Origin of the sequence: Mycobacterium montefiorense, from assembly GCF_003112775.1 — a bacterium.
GTDB lineage: Bacteria > Actinomycetota > Actinomycetes > Mycobacteriales > Mycobacteriaceae > Mycobacterium > Mycobacterium montefiorense.
In genome coordinates, this window is sequence record NZ_BFCH01000019.1 from 138,338 (window position 1) to 161,438 (window position 23,101).

The window sequence follows — 23,101 nt, forward strand, 5'->3', positions numbered from 1 at the left end:
CTACACCGATCGCGAGATCATGGCTGTCCGTTCGCGCGGAATTCATGCATGAGGTCAAATCGGCCGGCGTTCGATGCCGCTATGACGGTGTGATCACCGGCGGATAGGGCAGATCGGTGCTGGAGTGCGGGTCCACGTGCACCCGATGGCCCAGATACGGAAAGGCGCGTTGTGGGCAGGCGGGCCGGTCACAGATCTTGCAGCCGGCACCGATCGGCACGATCGCCTCGGTACCGGTGCGGTCGATACCGACCGAGTAGATCAGTTTCCCGGCGTGCGCCACGTCGCAGCCGAGCCCGATCGCAAAGCTCTTGTCCGGGCCCAGGTATCGGCTGGGCTCCGTCGTGGTGGTGCGCGCAATCCAGAAATACGTGCGCCCGTCCGGCATTTGAGCGATCTGTGTCATGAACTGGCCGGGCCGGGAGAAGGCGTGATGAACCACCCATAGCGGGCAGTTGCCGCCCACCCGCGAGAAATGAAAAGCCGTGGCGGACTGACGTTTAGAGATGTTCCCCGCGCTGTCGGTCCGGACGAAGATAAACGGGATCCCGCGCGCGCTCGGGCGTTGCAGGGTGGACAACCGATGGCAGACGGTTTCAAAGCCGACCTCGAAACGTCTTGCCAGCTGGTCGATGTCGTAGCGCATGCCCTCGGCGGCTGCCAGAAACCGTTGGTAGGGCAACAGCAGGGCACCGGCGAAGTAGTTGGCCAGGCCGATGCGAGCCACGCCCCGCGCATCGTCGCTGAGCTGGTCGTCGCCGGCGATGATGCCGCCGATCAGCTCGGCCTGGGTGAGCAACGCGATCTGAGTTGCCAACTGAAAGGCGCGCTGGCCGGGATGGAGCCACCGGGCCAGATATAGGGTTTTCGACTCGGCCCGAAACAGGCGCTTGGAGTTGGGATTCAGGACCTGCCCGTCGTCGATGACCAGGGTGATGCCGAGTTCTTCGCGAACGAGCTCTGCCAGCTGACTGTCGAGTCCGCCTGTCTGCAAACGGTTTTGATTGAACAGCTGCTCGGCCGCGACATCGAGATCACCGATGTAATTTTTGCGGTCGTAGAAGAAGTCCCGAACCTCTTCGAACGGCATCGGCTGCGGGGGGCCCGTCGGTATTTCGGCGTTGGCACGACCGTGTAGGGCTTCGAGGTCGGATGTGGCGTCGTGTAGCCGCCGCTGCAGGTTGACCAGCGTCTGGCCGACCTCGGGCATCCGGGCCACCAGCTCTTCGATTTGTCCGGCCGTCGCGGGCCCGTCGGTGAAGATTTCGCGCAGATCCGCGACCAGGCGGGCATCGGACTCCGGCGCGAAGTATTGGGTCGGTAGGTCGAAGCGTTCGGTGAGTGTCAGCAGCACCGGCACCGTAATCGGACGCTGGTCGTTTTCCAGCTGGTTGACGTAACTGGTCGACAATCCCAGGGCGCGCGCCAGCGCGACCTGAGTTAGCCCGTGCTCCTCGCGGAGCCGTCGTAGCCGCGCACCAGCGAACGTCTTCGCCACCCGTAACAGCGTACGCGCACTGTCTTTCACAAGATTTGCAAAATCATGCGGATAAGGACACAAAATTACGCTCTTTTAGGGGATTTACCCCGTTTCATTGGTTGCGTAATGTGCGGTTTATGCGCATTCATGACGTTCGAACCCGGCGCAGCGCCGACGACTTCCCCCGCAGCGAGCACCTGGCTTTCAAGATTGCCGAGGTCGCTGCAGATCCGGTCGCCGTGCCCGCGGAGACCGAAGCGATGGTGATCAATCGCATCATCGACAACGCCGCGGTTTCGGCTGCCTCGCTGACCCGTCGTCCGGTGACCACCGCCCGGGTCCAGGCGCTGGCGCATCCGGCTTTGGCGCGGGGCGCGAAGGTCTTCGGCGTCGAAGGCGACTACTCGCCGGAGTGGGCGGCATGGGCCAATGGCGTCGCGGTACGCGAGTTGGACTTCCACGACACGTTCCTGGCCGCCGAGTACTCGCATCCGGGAGACAACATCCCCGCACTGGTGGCCGTGGCACAGCACCTCGATATCGGCGGTGCCGATCTAATTCGCGGTCTGGCAACGGCCTACCAGGTCCAGGTCGATCTGGTCAAAGGGATCTCGCTGCACGAGTTCAAGATCGACCACGTCGCCCACCTTGGCCCCTCGGTGGCCGCCGGCCTCGGGACCATGCTGAAGCTCGACCCCGAGGTGATCTATCAGGCGGTCGGGCAGGCACTGCACCTGACCACGGCCACCCGTCAGTCCCGCAAAGGCCTGATCTCCAGCTGGAAGGCCTTCGCACCGGCATTCGCCGGCAAGATCGCTATCGAGGCGGTCGACCGGGCGATGCGCGGGGAAGGTGCTCCGGCGCCCATCTGGGAGGGCGAGGACGGCGTAATCGCCTGGCTGCTAGGCGGTCCCGAGCGCACTTACCAGGTGCCGTTGCCGGAGCCGGGCGAACCGAAGCGGGCCATTCTGGACACCTACACCAAGGAGCACTCGGCGGAGTACCAGAGCCAGGCGCCGATCGACCTGGCCCGGCGGCTGCGCGAGCGCATCGGCGACCTGGGCCAGATCGCGACGATAGTGCTGCACACCAGCCACCACACCCACTATGTGATCGGCACCGGATCCGGGGACCCGCAGAAGTTCGACCCGGACGCATCGCGGGAGACGCTGGACCACTCGCTGCCGTACATCTTCGCGGTCGCGCTGCAGGACGGCACCTGGCACCACGAACGGTCCTACGCGCCCGAGCGGGCACACCGGCCCGACACCGTCGAGCTCTGGCACAAGATCTCCACGGTCGAAGACCCCGAGTGGACTCGCCGCTATCACTCGGCCGATCCCGCCGAGAAGGCGTTCGGCGCCCGCGCCGAGGTGACGCTGAAGAGCGGGGAGGTAATCGTCGACGAGCTGGCCGTCGCCGACGCGCACCCGTTGGGGGCCAGGCCATTTGAGCGCAAGCAGTACGTCGGGAAGTTCACCGACCTGGCCGACGGCGTGGTCGCCGACGCCGAGCAGCAGCGATTCCTGTCGGCGGTGGAAGCCCTTCCGCAACTGCAGGCCGGTGCTCTGGGCGCGCTCAACATCACGGTCGGTCCGCTGGTGCTCGACCAGGCGCCCAAGATTGGGCCGGGGATCTTCTGATGAGCGGGCTGATCGGCAGCGCTGTTCCCGCGGCACAGAAGCGAGCACAGCTTCGCACCGCGCTGCAAAGTGGTCGGCTGCAACGATTTCCAGGCGCGTTCTCGCCGCTGGTTGCCAAGCTGGTCGCCGAGATCGGGTTCGACGGCGTGTACGTGTCGGGCGCGGTGCTCTCCGCGGATCTCGGACTGCCCGATATCGGCCTGACCACCCTGACCGAAGTCGGCGCGCGCGGCGCCCAGATCGCCGGGGCGACGGACCTGCCCACGTTGATCGACGCCGACACCGGCTTCGGCGAACCGATGAGCGCCGCACGCACGGTGACCGTCCTGGAGGATGCCGGGCTGGCGGGCTGCCACCTGGAAGACCAGGAAAATCCGAAGCGATGCGGGCACCTCGATGGCAAAGCCGTGGTGCCGGCGAGTGAGATGGTCAAACGTCTGCGCGCCGCGGTATCCGCCCGGCGGGACCCCGATTTCATCATCTGCGCCCGCACCGACGCCGCGGGTATCGAAGGAATTCCCTCGGCGATCGACCGCGCCAAGGCCTACGCCGACGCCGGCGCCGATCTGATCTTCACCGAAGCCCTGCGTACGCCAGCCGATTTCGAGCAGTTTCGCGCCGCGGTGGACACGCCGTTGCTCGCTAATATGACCGAGTTTGGCAAGTCAGAGCTCTTGACCGCCAAGCAGTTGTCCGACATCGGCTACAACGTGGTGATCTACCCGGTGACTACCCTGCGTCTGGCCATGCAAGCCGTCGAGTCTGGCCTTCGTGAAATCGCGGACACCGGAACACAATCCAGCCTGCTGGAGCGAATGCAGCACCGCAGCCGGCTCTACGAGCTGCTGCGCTATTCCGACTACAACCAATTCGATTCCGACATCTACAACTTCGCCGTCGAAGGGAACCAACCATGACCGCGCCGACCGCTGAAATCAAAAAGGGCCTAGCCGGCGTGGTGGTGGACACCACCGCGATCTCAAAGGTGGTGTCGGAGACCAATTCGCTGACCTACCGGGGGTACGCGGTCCAGGATTTGGCCGCGCAGTGCAGTTTCGAACAAGTCGCGTTCCTGCTTTGGCGCGGTGAGCTCCCGACCGACTCGGAGCTGGCGCTGTTCAGCCAGCGGGAACGCGCCAGCCGCCGGATCGACCGGTCGATGCTGTCGCTGTTGACCAAGCTCCCCGACAACTGCCACCCGATGGACGTGGTACGCACGGCGATCAGCTTTTTGGGTGCCGAGGATCCCGACGAGGACGACGATTCGGCAAACCGGGCCAAGTCGCTGCGCATGCTGGCGGTGTTGCCCACCATCGTCGCGGTGGACATGCGACGACGCCGTGGGCTGGAGCCGATCCCGCCACACAGCGGGTTGGGATACTCCGAGAACTTTCTGCAGATGTGCTTCGGCAAGGTGCCCGAACCCGAAGTCGTGAAGGCATTCGAGCAGTCGATGATCCTGTACGCCGAACACGGTTTCAACGCTTCCACGTTCGCCGCACGGGTGGTGACGTCGACGCAGTCCGACATCTACAGCGCGGTCACCGGTGCCATCGGTGCGCTCAAGGGCGCGCTGCACGGCGGCGCCAACGAGGCGGTCATGCATGACATGATCGAGATCGGCGATCCGCGCAACGCCCGAGAATGGTTGCGCGGCAAGCTCGCCCGCAAAGAAAAGGTGATGGGATTCGGCCACCGGGTCTACAAGAACGGTGACTCCCGGGTGCCGACGATGAAGGAGGCGTTGAGCCGCGTCGCCGCGACGCGCGATGGGCAGCGCTGGCTGGACATGTACAACATCCTGGAAGCCGAGATGTTTGACGCGACCGGAATCAAGCCCAATCTCGACTTCCCGACCGGTCCGGCGTACTACCTGATGGGATTCGACATCGCCTGCTTCACGCCGATCTTCGTGATGAGCAGGATCACCGGGTGGACCGCTCACATCATGGAGCAGGCCGCGTCGAACTCCTTGATCCGGCCGTTGAGTGCCTACTCGGGGCCCCAGCAGCGGGCACTGGCCTTCAGGTAAGCCGGCTAGTCCGCTGGGCCGCCGTATTGCCAGACCAGGTTGTGGTTGCCGGTCATGGTCGGATTGCACCACATGGTGCGGCCATTGGCGTCCTGGATGGTGGCGTGCAACGCCGTGCACGAATCCCCGACGGTGGGCGCGTCGCCGTGCGCGGTGCCGACGCCGAAGCCGGCGGCGATAAAGGCCGCCAATGCGGCCGATACCAGGAACCGAAATCTGCTCACGATGGACATCTCCTAAGCAGGTGCCAAGCCATCACGCTATCCGGCGGAGAACTTGCGGGCAAAGGATGTCATCCGCGGCCCTCGGCACGCTGCGCTAGAACGCGTTCTAGTCTGTGGCAATGGGATTCCTCCAACCCGAACTGCCGCAGGTCGACATCGACGAGTGGAGCAAGCTCAGCCGCAGCGAGAAGATCCGGCCGATGGCCCGGCACTGGGCCGAAGTGGGCTTCGGAACGCCGGTCGTCCTGCACCTGTTCTACGTCGGCAAGATCTTGCTCTACATCCTGTTCGCGTGGCTGTTGGCGGTGCCGACCACCCGCGGGCTGGCGTTCACCCACGTCATGTCGTGGTACTGCGAGCCGATCGTGTTCGAGAAGGTCGTGCTTTACACGATGCTCTTCGAGGTGATCGGGCTTGGCTGTGGGTTTGGGCCGCTGAACAACCGGGTCAATCCGCCGTTGGGTTCGATCCTGTATTGGCTGCGGCCCGACACCATTCGGTTGCCCCCGTGGCCCAAGCGCGTCCCGGGGACCAAGGGCACGGCCCGCACGCTGGTGGACAACGCGCTGTACGGGCTGCTTCTGCTGTTGACCTTCCTGACCCTGTTTGCCGACGGCACCGGCCCGGTGCCGGAACTGGGCACCCAGGTCGGGTTGATACCTACCTGGCGGATCGTGCTGATCCTGGTGCTGCTCGCGGTGCTGGGATTGCGCGACAAGGTGATCTTTCTAGCCGCCCGCGGGGAGGTCTACGCGACGCTGGCGGTGACGTTCCTGTTCGGCGGCGTCGACATGATCATCGCCGCCAAACTGGTGTTCCTGGTGATCTGGATGGGCGCGGCGACGTCCAAGCTGAACAAACACTTTCCGTTCGTGATGTCGACGATGATGTCCAACAACCCGGTCTTCCGGCCACGCTTCATCAAGCGGCTGTTCTTCGAGAAGTTTCCCGACGATCTGCGGCCCGGACGGCTGTCGCGGATTTTCGCCCACGTGAGCACCTTCGTCGAAATGTGTGTGCCCATTGCGCTATTCGTCGCGCACGGCGGCTGGTGGACCGCGGTTCCCGCGGCAATCATGGTGCTCTTCCACTTCGGCATCCTGTCGGCCATCCCGATGGGGGTGCCGCTGGAGTGGAACGTGTTCATGATCTTCGGCGTGTTCGCGCTGTTTGTCGGCCACGCTCACACCGGGCTGGCCGACCTGAAAAACCCTGTCCCGGTGGGGATTTTCATCGCGTTCATTGCCGGGATCGTGATCGCGGGCAACCTGTTTCCGCGCAAGATCTCGTTCCTGCCCGGCATGCGGTATTACGCCGGCAACTGGGACACCACGCTGTGGTGCATCAAGGGATCGGCGGATAAGAAGATCAACCACAACATCGTCTCGATCGCCAGCATGCCCGCGGCCCAGCTGGAGAAGGTGTACGGCAAGGAGCGTGCCCAGATCCCGATGTATCTCGGATATGCGTTCCGCGCCATGAACACTCACGGCCGCGCGCTGTTCACACTCGCGCATCGCGCGATGGCCGACGGCAACGAGGACGACTACGTCATCACCGACGGGGAGCGGATCTGCAGTACCGCGATCGGATGGAATTTCGGCGACGGCCATATGCACAACGAGCAGTTGATCGCCGCGATGCAGCAGCGCTGCGGCTTCCTGCCCGGCGAAGTGCGGGTCGTGCTGCTCGACGCTCAGCCGATCCACCGCCAGACCCAGTCCTATCGGCTGGTGGACGCCGCGACAGGCGAGTTCGAGCGCGGCATCGTCAAAGTCTCGGACATGGTCACCCGGCAGCCCTGGGCCGACGATGTGCCGGTCCAGGTGCTGTCCGAGCAAGCGGAGTAAACCGCTCGGCGAGCCTTAGACCCCCGCGCGGACTTCCTGCGCGGCGGCGACCATGTTCTGCAGCGAGGCGTTCACCTCGTCGGTGTTGCGGGTCTTCAGCCCGCAGTCGGGGTTGACCCACAGCCGCTCCGCCGGAACGGCCCGCAGCGCCGCCCGCAGCGACTCGGCCATCTCGCCGGTGCTCGGCACCCGCGGCGAGTGGATGTCGTAGACGCCCGGGCCAACACTGTTGGCGAAGCCGACCGAGTTCAGGTCGTCCAGCACCTCCATATGTGAGCGAGCCGCCTCGATCGACGTGACATCGGCGTCCAGGTCCGCGATGGCTCCGATCACCTCGCCGAACTCCGAATAGCACAGGTGCGTGTGGATCTGGGTCGAGTCATCGACGCCGGAAGTGGCCAGCCGGAACGACCCGACCGCCCAGCTCAGGTACTCGTCCTGATCAGCGCGACGCAGTGGCAGCAGCTCGCGCAGTGCGGGCTCGTCGACCTGGATCACCGCGATGCCGGCGGACTGCAGATCCACCGTCTCGTCGCGGATGGCCAGCGCCACCTGGTTGGCGGTGTCGGCCAACGGCTGGTCGTCGCGGACGAACGACCAGGCCAGGATCGTGACCGGGCCGGTCAGCATGCCCTTGACCGGCTTTTCGGTCAGGGACTGCGCGTACTTGGCCCATTCCACCGTCATCGGCTGCTCGCGGATCACGTCACCGAAAAGGACCGGCGGCCGCACGCAGCGGCTGCCGTAGGACTGCACCCAGCCGTTCTTGGTGGCGAAGAAACCGTCCAGCTGCTCGGCGAAGTACTGCACCATGTCGTTGCGCTCCGGCTCGCCGTGCACCAGCACATCGATGCCGAGGCCTTCCTGCAGCTTGATGACGTCGGAGATCTCCTGCTTCATCCTGCGGTCGTATTCGGCCTCGTCGATCTCACCGGCGACCAGCGCGGCGCGGGCCTTGCGGATCTCTACGGTCTGCGGGAACGAGCCGATCGTGGTGGTCGGCAGCGGCGGCAGGTGCAGCCGCTCTTCCTGGCTGGTGCGCCGCTGCGCGGCATCGCCGCGGTGCGTACCGGACGTCACGATCGAGTCGATGCGAGCCCGGAGCTTGTCATTGTGCAGCCGCGGATCCTTCTTCCGGGAGGCCGCCGCGGCGTTGGAGGCCTCGATCTCCTCGGCGACCGCGTCGCGGCCCTCATGCAGCGCTCGGGACAGCGCCACCACCTCGGCGACCTTCTCCTGACCGAACGCCAGCCAACTGCGCAGCGCGTCGTCGAGGCCGGTCTCCGGTTCCAGCGAGTACGGCACGTGCAGCGTCGAGCACGATGTCGAGACGGCGACGTTGGCCGCCGAACCCAGTAGCGTCGCCAGCTTGCTCAGCGCCGCCTGCAAATCGGTGCGCCAGATGTTGCGCCCATCGACGACACCGGCCACGAGTGTCTTGTTGGCCAGCTCGGGCACCGCGGCGATCGCGGTGTCGGCACCGTAAACCAGGTCGACGCCGATCGCCTCGACGGGTGTGCGGGCCAGCGCTCCCAATGAGTCGCCGGGATCACCGAAGTAGGTGGCGACGTAAATGGCGGGCCGGTTGCTCACCTTGCCCAGCGCGTTGTACACGGCTTCGGCCAGCGCGGGGGCATCGGGGGAGATGTCGGTGACCAGAGCCGGCTCGTCGATCTGTACCCACTGCGCGCCGTTGTCGGCCAGCAGCGACAGCAGCTCGGAGTAAATCGGTAGCAGCTCCTGCAGCCGCTCGATCGGCGCGCTGCCACCGTTGACGCCCTTGCTCAGCAACAGGAAGGTGACCGGGCCGATCACGACTGGACGCGCTGGAATTCCCTGCCCTTGAGCCTCTTTGAGCTCGGAGAGCACCTTGACCGGATTCAGCGAGAACTTCGTCGCGGGCTCGATCTCGGGAACGATGTAGTGGTAGTTGGTGTCGAACCACTTGGTCATTTCCAGCGGCGCGACGTCTTTGTTGCCGCGCGCCGCGGCGAAGTAGCGGTCCAGCTCGTCGGGAACCTGCGCGGCGCGAGCCGGCAATGCGCCCAGCATGACCGCGGTGTCGAGCACCTGGTCGTAGTAGGAGAAGGTGTTCACCGGCACCGAGTCCAGGCCCGCGTCGGCCAGGCGCTTCCAGGTGTCGCGCCGCAAGGTGGCGGCAATGTTTTCGAGGTCGGCTCGGCTGGTGCGTCCTGCCCAGTAGCCCTCGGTCGCGCGTTTGAGTTCCCGTTTCGGGCCGATGCGCGGAGAGCCGACAACTGTCGCTGTGAATGCTTGAGGGGTCACGATATTCGTCCTTCAATCGGCGTGGAGGTCACCGCCGGCGGACATGCAGCCGATCCGGTAGCGGTGCGCACCCTGTGCACGTATCGCAACGGCTGCAGCCTAGCGCCCATTCCACGAGGCGATGAGCCGCCGGGCGCGGCGCGCCCGGCACAGCTGGCAGGTCTCCGGACTTGCAGGCGCGCACCGGGTGGTGCTCCTAGTGGCCGTCGCTTCCCAGTCCTAAGACCAGTGCTTGCCAGAAACTCTGACGGCGGTCGTTCCTGCATACCGTTGCGGGACAGTCCCGGATTCTCACCGGGTTCCCTCTTACGAAGCGTTACTCACGTTGCTTCGTTCGATGCCGGCGCCGCGGGTGCGGCGCAAGCAGACCAGCTGCGAGAAGCAGTTTAGTCAGCCCGCCAACGCCACCGCGATCGGGATGTCCCCGTTGTTGAATTCGATGGTCCGCCGGAGGGTCGAATCGTTGGCCAGCGCGGCAGCCACGACGAGCGCGACATCGGCGCGGGATACCTCGCCCTTGCCCTGGCCGGCGACGATGCGGCCGGTCGCCGGCTCCAGCGTGAGCCTGCCGGGACCCAACACCGTCCAGTCCAGTTCGCTGGCCCGCAAGTGGGCATCGGCGGCGGCCTTGGCCTCCGCGTAGGCGAAGAACGGGTCGCCCTGCGGCACGCCGTGATCCGACCCCGCACCGAAGTACGACACCATCACGAACCGGTTGATGCCCGCCTGCCCGGCGGCGTCGATCACCCGGATTGCGGCATCACGGTCGACGGCATACGTCCGCGCCGGATCGCCGCCGCCCGCCCCGGCCGCGAAGACGACCGCGTCGTGCCCGGTCAACAGATCGGCCAGGGCATTCGTATCGAGCTGCTCGATGTCGGCCACCACCGGTTTGGCGCCGGTGGCGGCGACCTCGTCGGAATGGTCGGGATTGCGGAAGACCGAACTGACCTCGTCGCCGCGTTCGGTCAGGATGCGGGCGAGCTGCAGCGCAACCTTGCCGTGGCCGCCGACGACGAGGATTCGAGCCATACCCCCGACCGTACGCGTCAGAACCCCCGCGGCGGCCCGGTCAGCTGCTCCGCAGTCCCTCGATTGCGAGGCCCATTATCCGTTTGGCTTGCCGCTTTCCCTCTGCTCCGTCTGCGACCCGCCACAGAAAACTCATCAGCAGCAGAACATCTGCGGGATCGAGGTCCGGCCGAAGGGACCCATCGGTAATGCAGGCATCGACCAGCTGGCCGACTGCAGCGACAACCGGGGTATACGTCTCGTCGATCGCGTCCTGTAGCGCTGCACTGTGCAGTGCGTCGCCCAGACCGTGTTTGAGGCGAACGTAATCTGCCAATTTCTGGAACCACAAACGCAACGCATCCAACGGCGGGTGAGCCTGCAGCAACTTGGGCACCGAACCCACAAGTCGCTGGACGTCGTGACGGTATACCGCGAGGATCAACGCTTCCCGGGTGGGGAAATGGCGATACAGCGTTCCCGCACCGACGCCTGCTCGTTTGGCGATCTCATTGAGCGAGGTCGTTCCCGACGCGGCGAAGGCGTCGTGCGCAACTTCAATGATGTGCTCTCGATTGCGCAGGGCGTCGGCGCGGATCCCGGCGACAGCGTCGTCTGCCACGGACCGGTACCTCCTTGGTCAAGGACACTCTCTGTTGCAGACCGAGCATAGGTGGAGACCGTCTCGGGTAAGACTGCAATCAGTCGTCGGACAGCCGGTCGTGGAAGTAATCGTCATAGGCCGCCAAATCGAGTAGGCCATGCCCCGAGTAGTTGAACAAGATGACGGGTTCCTGCTGCGCGCACCGCGCTGCCAGCGCTGCTTCGATCACGCCTTTGATGGCGTGCGCGGTCTCCGGTGCCGGGACCATGCCCTCGGTGCGTGCGAACCTCACGGCGGCTTCGAGCACGGACCGCTGTGGGTACGCAACGGCCTCGATCCACTGGTGTTGCAAGAGATTTGACAGGATCGGCGCGGCGCCGTGATAGCGCAGTCCTCCGGCGTGGGTAGCGGGCGGCACAAATTCACGCCCGATCGTGTACATCCACATCCGCGGTGTCAGACCCGCGGTGTCACCGGACTCGTACCGCAGCTGGCCTGCTGTCAATGACGGGCAGGATCGCGGTTCGATGGCTATCAGGCGAGCCTGCTCGCTGCAGCGGGGCGTGATTGCAGAAACGGCAGAGCCAGACCCGCGAAGTTCGAGCCGCCGCCGCATGCGCCGATGACGATATCCGGGCTGCCCTCGCCCGCGAGCTGCAGTTGTTCTCTGGCTTCCAATCCGATGACGGTCTGATGAAGCAGCACATGGTTCAGCACGGAACCGAGCGCATAGTGAGTATCCGAGCGGCCAACCGCCTCTTCGACGGCTTCACTGATCGCGATCCCGAGCGAACCGGGGCTGTCAGGATGGCTTCGTCGGACTGATCTGCCTGCCTCGGTTGTGGTAGACGGGCTGGCAATCACCTCGGCGCCCCAAGTCTCCATCAGGACGCGGCGATACGGCTTCTGCTGGTGCGACGCGGCCACCATGAAGACGCGGCAATCCAGGTCGAATAGCTGGCAAGCCATCGACAACGCGCTACCCCATTGTCCGGCACCGGTTTCGGTGGTGAGCCGTCGAATACCTTCGGCCTTGTTGTAGTACGCCTGGGCGACTGCCGTGTTGGCCTTGTGTGAACCGGTGGGTGAGACCGACTCGTCTTTGAAGTAGATCCGGGCCGGCGTCTGAAGAGCTCGTTCCAGACGCACCGCACGCACCAATGGCGTTGGACGCCAGAGTCTTAAGATGTCGAGTATTTCGCCTGGCACGTCGACCCAGGGGTCGGCGGACATCTCTTGCTCGATCAGCGCGGCAGGAAAGATCGCGCCAAGATCGTCGGGGTCGACTCCTCGATCGAGTACCGGATGTTTCGGTATTGCCAGTGGTGCGGGTAGGCAGGACGCCACGTTGAACCATGCCGCCGGGATATCGCCGGGTTTCAGCACATAACGCAATGACTTGTTTCCTTCGAGTGGAACGCGTGAGACAAGCAGGCCAACGTATAAAGCAGCGCAATCGCTGAATTCGATACGCCGTGTGGTCGGAATACGTTCATACGCACGACGAGATGCTCGCCGGTCTACCGTGCACGTCCACCGCCGGGCGGTGTCGGACCGCCTCGCGATTCTTGCCTACGAATCGCTATACAGCGGTGGTTAATTGGGGTACGTGCGCGATCACCGCCTGCAACTGCGCATCGTCTGACATGCCCTGGAAGTCGTAGCGCGGTGTGTACGGTGCCTGCAGCATCTGCATTTCGGCTGCCGTGAGGTCGACGTCGAGGGAGGCAATCGCCTCGTCGATCTGACCGACACTGCTCGCTCCGACAATGGGTGCTGTCACCACGGGTTTGGCGTGCAGCCAGGCAAGTGCCACCTGGGCGCGACTGATGCCGTGTGCCTCGGCGACAGCGCCGACCGCATCAACGATGGCTTTGTCGGAGCTGTTATCGGCAGTGGCATAAAGCAAGTCGGCAAATCCGTCGTTCGAAGACCGTGCGGTGGCTTTCACGTCACCCCAGGATCGTGCCAGCCTTCCGCGCGCCAACGGACTCCAGACAATGGCGCCCACGCCCTCGTCGAGGCAGAGTGGGATCATCTCGCGCTCCTCCTCGCGAGCCAACAAGTTGTAGTGATCCTGCATCGAGACGAATCTCGCCCAGCCGTTGTTGCGCTGCAGGTGCAGGGCTTTGGAAAACTCCCATGCCGGCATCGATGACGCCCCGAGATAGCGGACCTTGCCGGCCTTGACCAGATCATGAAGTGCCTCGAGAGTTTCCTCCAACGGCGTGGTGTGATCATTGCGGTGAAGCTGGTAAAGGTCGATATAGTCGACACCCAGTCTGCGCAGTGAATGGTCGATCTCGGTCATGATTGCTTTGCGGCTCAAGCCTTTACCGTTCGGTCCCGAACGCATTGCGTGTCTCAACTTGGTCGCGACAACGACGTCGTCGCGGCTGGCGAAGTCGCGCAGCGCGCGCCCAAGGATCTCTTCGCTGCTTCCCTGCGAGTACATGTTCGCGGTGTCGAAAAAGTTGATCCCGGCTTCGATTGCGTATCTGATCAGGGGTCGAGACTGGTCTTCGGGGAGCGACCAGACGGGATGCCCGCGCCGGGGATCGCCGTAGGTCATGGCGCCAATCGCAATGGGAGACACGTCGAGTCCCGATGTGCCGAGCTTGATGTATTGCAATGTCCGCTCCTCCCGAATGCATTAACGGAGAGTTCTCCGGTAGCTGAGTCGGAAGCTACCGGAGAACTCTCCGATTGGCAAGACGAGAGATTCCTCGCGGCGTGCCGGAGCGCGGCGGATGCTTACTTATCGATGCAGCCGTTCCAGCTCGAGGCCACCGGCCCTAGAGCTTGACCCGCCCCATGATGATGTCGATGATCGGCTTTCCCGGCGGATAGGCGTTGGTCAGCGACGCCATCGTGTGCCCGTAGTCGACCAGTAGCGTGATCCCGCTGATGCCGAAGGCGGCGGCGCTGTTCAGGAACGCCATCACGTCGCCCATCTGCTCGGGCGTGTGCACTTTGGAGCCGGTCTCGTCGCGGTAGTCCTGCGCGAAGGTGAGCCACAGGTCGGCGTTGGACTGGGCCAGCGGCGTGTCGGTGGGGCCCGGGCAGATCGCGTTGATCCGGATGCCCTTCTTCAGCAGCGGATAGCCCTGGGTCGCCACGTAGGCGTTGACGACCTTCTTGGAAAAGCCGTAGTGAATGATGCCTTCGGCCTCGTGCGCCTTGACCCACTCCTGGGCCGACGCGAAGTCCGGCGTGACCAGGAACTCGGTCAGCAGGTCCAGGTCGTTCTCCCAGCCCATGCCGGCGACCGAGGAGATGAAGCAGATCGCCGAGCCGGAGGGCAGCTGGTTGCGCTCGAGCAGGCGCTCGATCAGATGCCGGTGGCCGAGGAAGTTGATAGCCATCAGGTCCGTCGTGCCGTCGGCGATGCCGGCCGCCGAGAACACGGCGTGGACCGGACCGTCCAGTTGCTCGAGCGCGGCATCGATGGACGCGGTGTCGCGCAGGTCCACCTGGATGGACTTGGCGACGTCATAGCTCACCGGTGCGTAATCCATCACGATGACTTCGGCGCCGAGCTCAGCCGCTGACTTGGCCGCCGCGGCGCCCATGCCAGTCGCGCCACCGACAACGAGAGCGCGCTTGCCGTCGTAGCGCAACCGATCGACAATGGTCATGGAAATCCCCTTCTCGGATAATGCCAATGCGGTTCTAACTGCTCAACTGTATGGGTAACAGTTATTTGGTTCAATACCCGGGTCGGGATTAAGTAGACGGGCTTACTTGCCGCGAACGGCGGCACCTCGCAAGACGGTGTCCCGGGTGTGCACCAGCGCCGCCCGCTTCCCGACCGCACGCAGGATGTTCTCCGGTATCCACTGCAGCCCGATGACGCAGCGTGCCAGCATCGCGGCCGACGGAGTGTCGATGCGAATCTCGCCGGCGCGGATACCTTCGGAGAGCAGCGTTTTCATTTGCCGCAGCCGCGTCGGATACGACCAGCCCGGATTCGCGGTTGGCGGCGATTGCCGCATCCACGCCAGCTGGATCCGGAATTCGTCGGAGAATCGGTCCAGCGCGTTGACGTTGATCCAGCTCAGCGCATCCAGCTTCTCGATGGGCGTGGCATCCGAGCGCAGCACGCTGACCCACCCCGCCTCGACCTTCTGCCCGAAGGATTCCATGATCGAGTCGAGAAGCTCGTCCTTGGATCCGATCACCCGATAGACGGTGCCGGTGCCAAGACCCGACGCCGACGCGATGTCGCGGATCGTGGTGGCTTCATAACCTTTGCGGCCGAATTCGGTACGGGCCACCGCACGGACATGCGCGGTCTTGTCGCTTGGGTCGGCGTCGCTGTCGTCGGCCCACGACTCGATGACGGCGCTGGCGGCCGCGAAGGCGTTGGAGCGATCCAGTGCCGAGTCGGTGGGGGGCCGGGCCGCCAGCCCTTGCAAGATGATTCGGCACAGCAGCTCGGCCACTTGGTCGGGTGCAGAGTTGTGCCGCATGACGTCGAGCCCGACCTGCAGCATGGTCTGAGAGATGCGGTCGGCCAGCGTGGGTAGATCGATGTCGGGCTTGATGTAGCCGGTCCACCTGCCGGCGCGCAGCGTTTGCACCATGGCCTCTTGAACCGCCACGGACTGCTGCCGGGTCAGGTTCATCAGTTCGGGGTCCGCGCTCGGTCCCTCGTAGAACGACATCTGCAGGGCGGCCCGATGGTGCACGGCGCAGTTGGCGACCGCCGATCCCAGCTCGATTATTTTCTCGGCGGCCGGGCGTGAATCGGCGTCGTCCAATCGCGCCTGGGCGTTTTCCCCGATGCGGTTCAGGTCGTCCTGATAGCGGCGGATCAGCTCGATCAGGATCGCTTCTTTGGATTCGAAATGGTGATACAGGCTTCCGGGCAGAATCCCCGCCGCGTCGGCGATCTCCTGCAACGAAGTTCGCAATCCCGAGGATGCGATCAAAGTGGCCGCGGTCTGCAGAATCTCGGTGCGGCGCGTCCCGGAGTCGTCGGCCTGATCCAGACGATCGGCCAGCGCCCGCTTGCCCTTAGCCAAGGTCTCGGCTTTGGCCATGGCTAACGGTGCGCATATCGAGAGGACTGCGACCGGGCAAACCTACGCATTCGTCCTCCTGCCGAACCAAATCTTTGTTAAAGGCTATCAGATTGCGCGATTCGAAACCGGCTCAAATGCGCTGCTAACAGCGGTGACAGAGCCATTCTAAGACCCTAGAGCCCGGGACCGTCCCAACTGTCCATCGCGACCACCTCGTCGAGAGGCCGCCGCGGGGCCGGGGAGAAGGTGTGCCCGGACCGCAGCCGGCCGACCGGTAGCAGGGCGCCCTGGACGTAAGTCGGCGGGATTCCGAGCAATTGCCGCACCTCGTCTTCGTGGTGCAGGTGCAGGGTTGTGACGCAGGTGCCGTAGCCGCGGGTGTGCAAGGCCAGCTGAAAGTTCCACACCGCGGGGAAGATCGAACCGTAAAGGGTTGCCAGATGAAACGACTCGTCGCCGTCGATGCGCGGCAAGTAAGGCTGATAGCTTGGGATTACCAGCAGCGGCACCTTCGCCATGTTCACGACCAGCCACTCCGTCGACGACATCAGCCGCCCCTCGGGCGTGCCGCCCGGCAGCAGGTCGGCGAGCAGCTGGCCGCCGACCCGCTTCAGGTAGGCGTCGCGGTACAACTCGGCGATCTTCTCCCGCTTCTTCGGATCGCTGACCACCAGCCATCGCCAGGCCTGTGTATTCGAGCCGTTGGCGGCCTGCAGGCCGATCCGCAGGCACTCGCGAATATCCGCAAGGTCCACCGGCGCGTCGAGGTCGAGGGTCTTGCGCGCGGAACGAGTGGCGGTCAGCAGGTATTCGATATCCATCAGTGACCTCTCTTGGCAAGGCGCGCACCGAGTTCAGTCAGATATCCGTCGGGTCCGCCGAGAAGCGCGCTCCAGCTCAGCAGGCGCTTGAGGTAGAGATGCGCATCGTGTTCCCAGGTGTAGCCGATACCACCGAACACCTGGATGGCGGTGTCGCCCACGGTGGCCAGTCGCCCGGCGAACGCCTTCGCCCGCAGCGCGGCGAGATGGCGTTCGTCGGGCGGTACTTCGGCGGCTGGAGCGTCCGAGGCCCACAGCGCGTGGATGACACCGCTGCGGGCCAGTTCGACGGTCTCGTACATATCGACACAGAGATGCTGGATCGCTTGAAACGATCCGATGACCCGACCGAATTGCTTTCTGACTTTTGCGTATTCGACGGCGAGGTCCATCACGGCCCGCGCGGCGCCCAGGGCGTCGGCGGCAGTGGCGATCAGCAGGTCGTCGAGCACCGCCGTCACGTCGGCCGGCGTAACCGTGGCCAGGCGCTGGGCGGGCGTGCCGTCGAGCTGGACGCGAAACTGTTTGCGGGTGGCATCGATACCGCGTTCGGGCGCCACGGTGAACCCGGGCGCGTCGGTGGGCACCGCGAAAAGTGCGGTGCCCTGCGCCTCTTCGGCGAGCACCAGCAGGACGTCGGCCGCCGCGGCATCGGAGACATCGCCGAGCTCGCCCCGCAAGACGACGCCATCGCCGGCCGCGTCGACCGCGGCATTCTCGAAGTCCAGGAAGCTGACGGTGGCGATCGTCGTCCCCTCGGCGATACCGGCCAGAATCGTTGCGGCACTGGCATTGTCGCAGAGCCGGGTCAGCGCGCGCGGCGCGGCCACCGCGGTGGACAACCACGGCCCCGGGTGCAGGGCGGCACCGAGTTCTTCGGCGACCACACCGGCTTCGACCATCGTCATTCCGGCCCCGCCGTGCTCCTCGGGCACCAACAACCCGGTGGTGCCGAGGTCGGCCAGGCCGCGCCAGACCGCGTCGTCGACTCCGGTCGGATCGTCGAGCAGCTCGCGCACGTGACCCGAAATCGGTGCCTTGTCAGCAAGAAAGCGGCGCGTGGTGTCGCGCAGCGCGACTTGTTCGTCGGTGAGTTCGAGGTTCATTTGCGCGGCAATCCCAGTACGCGTTGTGCAGTGATGTTCTTGTTGATCTGTGTCGTACCGCCGGCGATGGTCAGCGAGCGCGACGTGAGACGGTAGTTCGCCCACGCGGCATTGGTGCCGCGGGTACCCAGCACGTCGAAGGCCAGCGCGGCCATGTCCTGCCCGATCTCACCCCACACGGTCTTGGCGAGGCTGGCCGAACCGAACGCGTCGCCACCGTGCAGCGTTGCCGAGATGGACCGCTGGCAGAGCACCTCGAGATACTTGATACGGACGGCTATTTCGCCCAGTCGCCGCAGCGTCACGGGGTCTTCGAGCGCGTTGGTCTGCGCGGCGATGTCGTCCACCAGCTCTTCAAGCCGTACCTGCATTTCGGCGTACAGCCGTGCGGCCCCGGCGCGTTCGTGGCTGAGTGTGGTGGTGGCCACCTGCCAGCCGCCGTTCAGCGGTCCGAGCAACGCGTCGGCCGGCACCCGCACGTCGTGAAGGAACACCTCGGCGAAATCGGTGTCGCCGTTGAGCGTGACGAGCGGACGGACCTCGATGCCGGCCAGCAACATGTCGACGATCAGGCAGGAGATCCCCTGGTGTTTCGGGGCGTCGGGATCGGTGCGCACATACAGCTGGCACCAGTGCGCCCGATGCCCCAGCGAGGTCCAGATCTTCTGGCCGTTGACGACGAAGTCGTCGCCATCACGCACCGCCCGGGTGCGCAGCGATGCCAGATCGGATCCCGCTTCGGGTTCCGACATTCCCTGGCACCAGATGTCGTCGGCCCGCATCATCCGGCGCAGCAGTGTCTGCTTCTGGTCCTCGGTGCCGTACTGCATGATCGCGGGGGCGATGTTGTTCATCCCAATGACGTTGAGCGGCATCGGAGCCCGCGCGCGGGTGGTCTCTTCGGTGTAGACGAGTTGCTCGAGCACCGTCGCTCCGCGACCACCGTATTCGCTCGGCCAGGAGACGGCGGCCCATCCCGCGTCGGACATCGTGCGGCTCCACGCGCGCATCATCTCGAACGTCGCGTCGTCGCGTCCCAAATTTCGGCGGGCGGCCACCAGCTCGTCGGCCAGGTTCGCGGACAGCCAGGCGCGCAGCTCGATGCGGAACTGTTCGGGCTCCGGCGGATATGAGAAGTCCACTTTTCCTTGACTCTGATCGTGGCTAACTGCGACTTAGCCGGACTTTACGGTGGAGCATTTTTGTGGTCAATAACGTTTACCTGGACTGGGCCTCGGGGAATGCGACCTCTGCGTTACCCGGCATCGCGCTGACGCCGCGTCGCTCGCAGACTTCCAGCACCTCGTCGACGATCGAGCCCGGCACCAGGAATCGGTCGGTGGCCGACATCTGCTCGAGATGTGCCTCAATGTCTTCGGCCGTTGGTTCGCTCTCGGTGTCTGCGAGCCACCCCTCGCTCAGCCCGATGAATATCCGCGCATACCGTCCGGCGGCGGCCGAATAGTTGCGGTGGGTGAACCCACAGGCACGGCTGGCGAGAAACGTCACCAGCGGTACCACGAGTTCGGGCCGAATGGCCTGCATGAAGCCGGATTCGGCGAGAAACTTCTCGTCACCGACGGTCTCGGTGACCATTCGCGAAAAACCGGTTGGCATCACTGAATTCGCGAATATCCCGTGCGCTTCGCCTTCGATCGCGATCACATTCGTCAACCCCACCAGACCGGCCTTGGCCGCGGCGTAGTGAGCCTCCATAGGCTGGCCGAAGATGCCGGCTGACGACGAGATGAACACGAACCGCCCGCCCCCGTCCTTCTTCATCACGCGATACGCGGGCTGGGACAGATAGAACGCGCCGTCCAGATGGACACGCAGCATTCGCGTCCAGTCGTCGACCGAGAGATCTTCGAATGCCACGCTGCCGAAGATGCCGGCATTGCTGACGACCGCGTCCAGGCGCCCGAATGCGCCCACGGCCGCGTCGACGATCGCCTGACCGCCCGCCGGGTTGTCCACCGAGTCGTAGGAGGCGATCGCGTGTCCGCCCGCTTTCGTGATCTCGTCGACCACGTCGTCGGCGATCTTCGTGTCGGCGCCGTCGCCGCGCATCGAACCGCCGAGATCGTTGACAACCACCGCGGCACCGCGGCGCGCCAGGTCCAGCGCGTAGAGGCGGCCGAGTCCGCGGCCGGCGCCGGTAACCACAGCTACCTGGCCGGCGAAGTCAATCATGATGTGCTCCCCACTGACCCGACGGCCGTTTGACTTGCCGTGACGCCGGACTTTACGGTGGAACAGATATTTGGTCAACAAGTCGGAGGTTGCGTGGGGGACGACGCACGTGCCGAGCGATTGCAGGCCCTGGGCATGCTCGCCTCCGCGCTGGCGGGCCAGGCCGTCGCGGTCGCGGGGTTGTCGGCGGGCGAACCGGCCTGGACGGACGGCCAGACGATTCACGTCGACGCCGCCGCACCCGCGCGCGCGAAACTCGAGGCCATCGCCGTACACGCGTCGATGATCGCCGCCGGCAGCCTGGACCCCGAGGCGGTCGGGTCGTTGGTTCGTCACCCCCGGCTGGCCAAGCGCTACCTCGCGGTCGAGGGTCACCGCGCACTGGTCGCCAATGCCCATTTGCTACCAACGGTTTTGGCGTCGCTGGGTAATCGTGACATCGCCGCCCGCAGCGACTCACCCGCCGCGTCGCTGGAGATAGCCGCCGGACGGGCGCCGCTCGACGACCCGGGGTTCGGGGTGATCCGGGCGGCGAAGGTGATGGCTGCGTGCGCCCGCGTCACCAAACAAGACGAACAGGCCAACGCCGGGCACGTCCCGCGCAAGAGTGGTCCGAAGGAACTCGAGGAGCTCGACGACGGCGAGGTCGACGACTCCGACGATCCGGATCTGTTCACCAGCCCGGTCGGCGGGGGCGGGTTCATCGGCAAGTGGCTGAAGAAGATGCTGTCGTCCGCGCGCAAGACCGGCAGCGGGGGTGGACCGCCAGGCGCGGATGCCCCCACGCATCGGACCAACTCGGGCAAACGCGGTGCGCACGCCGTGTCGTCGCTGGCCTCAACCGCGAGCGAGGACGTCGACGACGCCGAGGCCGCGGCGGACGGCGTGCGGTATCCGGAATGGGACGCCGCCCGCAAGCGGTATCGGCCCGCATGGTGCACCGTGCGCGAGGTCGAGCCGGAGGTCAAGGCATCCGCCACCCAGGCGATCGACGACGCCATCGGGGTGCGGCGACCGCTATCGCGACTCGGCATGGGGCTGCACCGTCGGCACCGTCAATCGCAGGGCGACGACATCGACATCGACGCGGCCGTCGAAGCTCGCGTCGAGGTGCGGTCGGGATCGGTGCCGGACGAATCGGTATACCTCGACAGCTTGCGGCGCCGGCGCGACCTGTCGGTGCTGCTGCTGCTGGACGTGTCGGGATCGGCGGCCGAGCCCGGAACGGTGGGGCGCACGGTGCACGAGCAGCAGCGGGCCGCGGTCGCCAACCTGACCGTCGCACTGCACGACCTCGGTGACCGGGTCTGTCTCTACGCCTATTACTCGCAGGGGCGCTCGGCGGTAGCGATGGTGCCCGTCAAGCGATTCGACGACCATCTCGACGCCCACATCATCAGGCGGCTCAACAGTCTGGAGCCTGGCGCGTACTCGCGCCTCGGCGCGGCCATCCGGCACGGCTCGTCGGTGCTGGAGGCGCGTGGCGGCACGTCACGGCGGCTGCTGGTGGTGCTGTCCGATGGCCTTGCCTACGACCACGGCTACGAGCGGCCCTACGGCGCCGCTGACGCGCGCCGCGCGTTGACCGAGGCACGGCGGCGGGGGACCGGCTGTGTGTGCCTGACGATCGGTGCGGGCACCGATGTCGCATCGCTTCGCCGGGTGTTCGGCAGCACCGCGCACGCCACGGTCGCACGCCCGGATCAGCTCGCCGGCGTGATCGGACCGCTCTTCCGGTCCGCGCTGCGTTCGGCAGAGGTTCGGCGGCGGGTGAGTGCCTGATCGCGGAGAATCTGCGCTGATGTGATGTCCCCGAATGTAGTTCGTGTACGGGCTTCGGATCCAAAGCTGCACGTGAGCGCACTTGAAACAAACATCTGTTCCGGATAGGCTCCAATAAATCAGCAGAAGGGACGTTATGACCAACGAGTCCGGGATCGCCAGCCGCAACGGCACGAGTCCCGACACGGATGAGGTGCGGCCCTATTACCAGGCGGTCGGCGGCGAAGAGGCAATCTTCAAAGCCGCGTACCGCCAGGGGCTGGCGCTCGTCTTGAAGGGGCCGACGGGTTGCGGCAAGACCCGCTTCGTCGAGGCGATGGCCCACGACCTCGGCCGGCCGTTGATCACGGTTTCCTGTCACGACGACCTCACCACGGCGGACCTGGTCGGGCGCTATCTGCTGCGTGGCGACGAGACCGTGTGGGTGGACGGCCCGCTGACCCGGGCGGTGCGCGAGGGTGCGATCTGCTACCTGGACGAAGTCGTGGAAGCCCGGCAGGACACGACCGTGGTGCTGCACCCGCTCGCTGACCACCGGCGCCAGCTGCCGATCGAGCGTCTGGGCATCACGCTGGACGCGGCGCCCGGATTCGGTCTGGTGGTGTCCTACAACCCCGGCTACCAGAGCGTGCTCAAGGACCTCAAGGATTCAACGCGCCAGCGCATGGTCGCCATCGAATTCGGTTTCCCCGCAGCCGATGTCGAAGAAGGCATCGTCACACACGAAGCCGGTGTGGACGCCGCGACCGCGGCCGAGCTGGTGCGTTTCGGCCAGGCCATCCGCCGCCTGGAAACCGGTGGCCTGCGCGAGGTCGCGTCGACCCGCGTTTTGATCGCGGCGGGCAGGCTGGTCGCTGAGGGCCTGACCATGCAAGAGGCGGCGAAAGCCGCAATCGCCGGGCCGCTCACCGATGATGTGGCGGTGGGCCGGGCGTTGGGCGAAATGGTCGAGGTCTACCTGGGCGAAGGCGGATAGATGATTGACGCTGCACGGCGCCGCCGCTACCGTCTGAACAAATATTAGGTCAGCCATGGATCGTTT

The 23,101-nt window shown here is 65.2% G+C and carries 20 protein-coding genes and 1 riboswitch; of the genes, 6 read left to right on the top strand and 14 right to left on the bottom strand.

All coding sequences use genetic code 11. From position 1 onward, the window contains the following. Nucleotides 1-79: 79 nt before the first annotated feature. Complete coding sequence (locus DB708_RS18940) at nucleotides 80-1,507, bottom strand: short-chain fatty acyl-CoA regulator family protein (protein ID WP_108924590.1); 1,428 nt, start codon at nucleotides 1,505-1,507, stop codon at nucleotides 80-82. A gap of 110 nt (nucleotides 1,508-1,617) precedes the next feature. Between DB708_RS18940 and prpD the strand changes: the two genes are divergently transcribed. From prpD to DB708_RS18955, 3 genes are read left to right on the top strand one after another with little or no spacing between them, the layout of a single operon-like run. Then, the gene (gene prpD, locus DB708_RS18945) at nucleotides 1,618-3,123 is read left to right on the top strand and encodes a 2-methylcitrate dehydratase PrpD (protein WP_201263561.1); all 1,506 of its coding nucleotides are present in this window, start codon (nucleotides 1,618-1,620) and stop codon (nucleotides 3,121-3,123) included. After that, the gene (gene prpB, locus DB708_RS18950; protein ID WP_108924512.1) at nucleotides 3,123-4,040 is read left to right on the top strand and encodes a methylisocitrate lyase; all 918 of its coding nucleotides are present in this window, start codon (nucleotides 3,123-3,125) and stop codon (nucleotides 4,038-4,040) included. The genes prpD and prpB overlap by 1 nt, the downstream gene beginning before the upstream one ends. Beyond that, nucleotides 4,037-5,155 (top strand): bifunctional 2-methylcitrate synthase/citrate synthase, encoded by a 1,119-nt coding sequence (locus DB708_RS18955; protein WP_108924513.1) that lies wholly within the window; start codon nucleotides 4,037-4,039, stop codon nucleotides 5,153-5,155. Before prpB ends, DB708_RS18955 begins: the two co-directional genes overlap by 4 nt. A 5-nt stretch (nucleotides 5,156-5,160) precedes the next feature. On the opposite strand, the gene DB708_RS18960 is transcribed toward DB708_RS18955, so the two are convergent. Beyond that, nucleotides 5,161-5,379, bottom strand: a complete 219-nt coding sequence (locus DB708_RS18960) for a hypothetical protein (RefSeq protein ID WP_108924591.1) — start codon at nucleotides 5,377-5,379, stop codon at nucleotides 5,161-5,163. A 119-nt stretch (nucleotides 5,380-5,498) separates the two neighbouring features. On the opposite strand from DB708_RS18960, the gene DB708_RS18965 reads away from it, so the two are divergent. Continuing rightward, on the top strand, nucleotides 5,499-7,229 hold the full coding sequence (locus DB708_RS18965; RefSeq protein ID WP_108924514.1) for a DUF3556 domain-containing protein: 1,731 nt from the start codon (nucleotides 5,499-5,501) through the stop codon (nucleotides 7,227-7,229). 15 nt (nucleotides 7,230-7,244) lie between these two features. Here DB708_RS18965 and metE read toward each other — a convergent pair whose 3' ends face one another. The 12 genes from metE to DB708_RS19020 form a co-directional block, all read right to left on the bottom strand. Beyond that, nucleotides 7,245-9,515, bottom strand: coding sequence for a 5-methyltetrahydropteroyltriglutamate--homocysteine S-methyltransferase (gene metE, locus DB708_RS18970; RefSeq protein ID WP_108924515.1), 2,271 nt, complete (start codon nucleotides 9,513-9,515; stop codon nucleotides 7,245-7,247). A gap of 138 nt (nucleotides 9,516-9,653) precedes the next feature. Next, a riboswitch (cobalamin riboswitch) is annotated at nucleotides 9,654-9,903 on the bottom strand. Between the two features lie 2 nt (nucleotides 9,904-9,905). Continuing rightward, nucleotides 9,906-10,547, bottom strand: a complete 642-nt coding sequence (locus DB708_RS18975; RefSeq protein ID WP_108924516.1) for an NAD(P)H-binding protein — start codon at nucleotides 10,545-10,547, stop codon at nucleotides 9,906-9,908. A 40-nt stretch (nucleotides 10,548-10,587) separates the two neighbouring features. Beyond that, nucleotides 10,588-11,148 (bottom strand): TetR/AcrR family transcriptional regulator, encoded by a 561-nt coding sequence (locus DB708_RS18980; RefSeq protein WP_108924517.1) that lies wholly within the window; start codon nucleotides 11,146-11,148, stop codon nucleotides 10,588-10,590. Between the two features lie 79 nt (nucleotides 11,149-11,227). Beyond that, nucleotides 11,228-11,635, bottom strand: coding sequence for a hypothetical protein (locus DB708_RS28370; protein WP_338103944.1), 408 nt, complete (start codon nucleotides 11,633-11,635; stop codon nucleotides 11,228-11,230). 29 nt (nucleotides 11,636-11,664) lie between these two features. After that, nucleotides 11,665-12,516 carry a TrpB-like pyridoxal phosphate-dependent enzyme gene (locus DB708_RS18985; protein ID WP_338103945.1) on the bottom strand — a complete coding sequence of 284 codons (852 nt, stop codon included), beginning with the start codon at nucleotides 12,514-12,516 and terminating at the stop codon, nucleotides 11,665-11,667. Nucleotides 12,517-12,712: 196 nt separating this feature from the next. Continuing rightward, complete coding sequence (locus DB708_RS18990) at nucleotides 12,713-13,762, bottom strand: aldo/keto reductase (protein ID WP_108924518.1); 1,050 nt, start codon at nucleotides 13,760-13,762, stop codon at nucleotides 12,713-12,715. A gap of 163 nt (nucleotides 13,763-13,925) precedes the next feature. Then, a complete protein-coding gene (locus DB708_RS18995) occupies nucleotides 13,926-14,768 on the bottom strand; it encodes an SDR family oxidoreductase (RefSeq protein ID WP_108924519.1) in 843 nt (280 codons plus the stop codon). Between the two features lie 102 nt (nucleotides 14,769-14,870). Next, on the bottom strand, nucleotides 14,871-16,175 hold the full coding sequence (locus tag DB708_RS19000) for a TetR/AcrR family transcriptional regulator (protein WP_108924520.1): 1,305 nt from the start codon (nucleotides 16,173-16,175) through the stop codon (nucleotides 14,871-14,873). 155 nt (nucleotides 16,176-16,330) lie between these two features. Further along, nucleotides 16,331-16,978, bottom strand: coding sequence for a nitroreductase family protein (locus DB708_RS19005; RefSeq protein WP_108924521.1), 648 nt, complete (start codon nucleotides 16,976-16,978; stop codon nucleotides 16,331-16,333). After that, a complete protein-coding gene (locus tag DB708_RS19010; protein ID WP_108924522.1) occupies nucleotides 16,978-18,084 on the bottom strand; it encodes an acyl-CoA dehydrogenase family protein in 1,107 nt (368 codons plus the stop codon). Before DB708_RS19010 ends, DB708_RS19005 begins: the two co-directional genes overlap by 1 nt. Next, a complete protein-coding gene (locus DB708_RS19015; protein ID WP_108924523.1) occupies nucleotides 18,081-19,226 on the bottom strand; it encodes an acyl-CoA dehydrogenase family protein in 1,146 nt (381 codons plus the stop codon). The genes DB708_RS19010 and DB708_RS19015 overlap by 4 nt, the downstream gene beginning before the upstream one ends. A gap of 76 nt (nucleotides 19,227-19,302) precedes the next feature. Next, entirely contained in the window at nucleotides 19,303-20,277 is a 975-nt protein-coding gene (locus DB708_RS19020; RefSeq protein ID WP_108924592.1) for an SDR family NAD(P)-dependent oxidoreductase, read from the bottom strand. A gap of 93 nt (nucleotides 20,278-20,370) precedes the next feature. Between DB708_RS19020 and DB708_RS19025 the strand changes: the two genes are divergently transcribed. Together DB708_RS19025 and DB708_RS19030 are read left to right on the top strand one after the other, a co-directional pair. Then, the gene (locus DB708_RS19025) at nucleotides 20,371-22,059 is read left to right on the top strand and encodes a nitric oxide reductase activation protein NorD (protein WP_108924524.1); all 1,689 of its coding nucleotides are present in this window, start codon (nucleotides 20,371-20,373) and stop codon (nucleotides 22,057-22,059) included. A 136-nt stretch (nucleotides 22,060-22,195) separates the two neighbouring features. Further along, complete coding sequence (locus DB708_RS19030) at nucleotides 22,196-23,035, top strand: CbbQ/NirQ/NorQ/GpvN family protein (protein WP_108924525.1); 840 nt, start codon at nucleotides 22,196-22,198, stop codon at nucleotides 23,033-23,035. Nucleotides 23,036-23,101 lie beyond the last annotated feature (66 nt).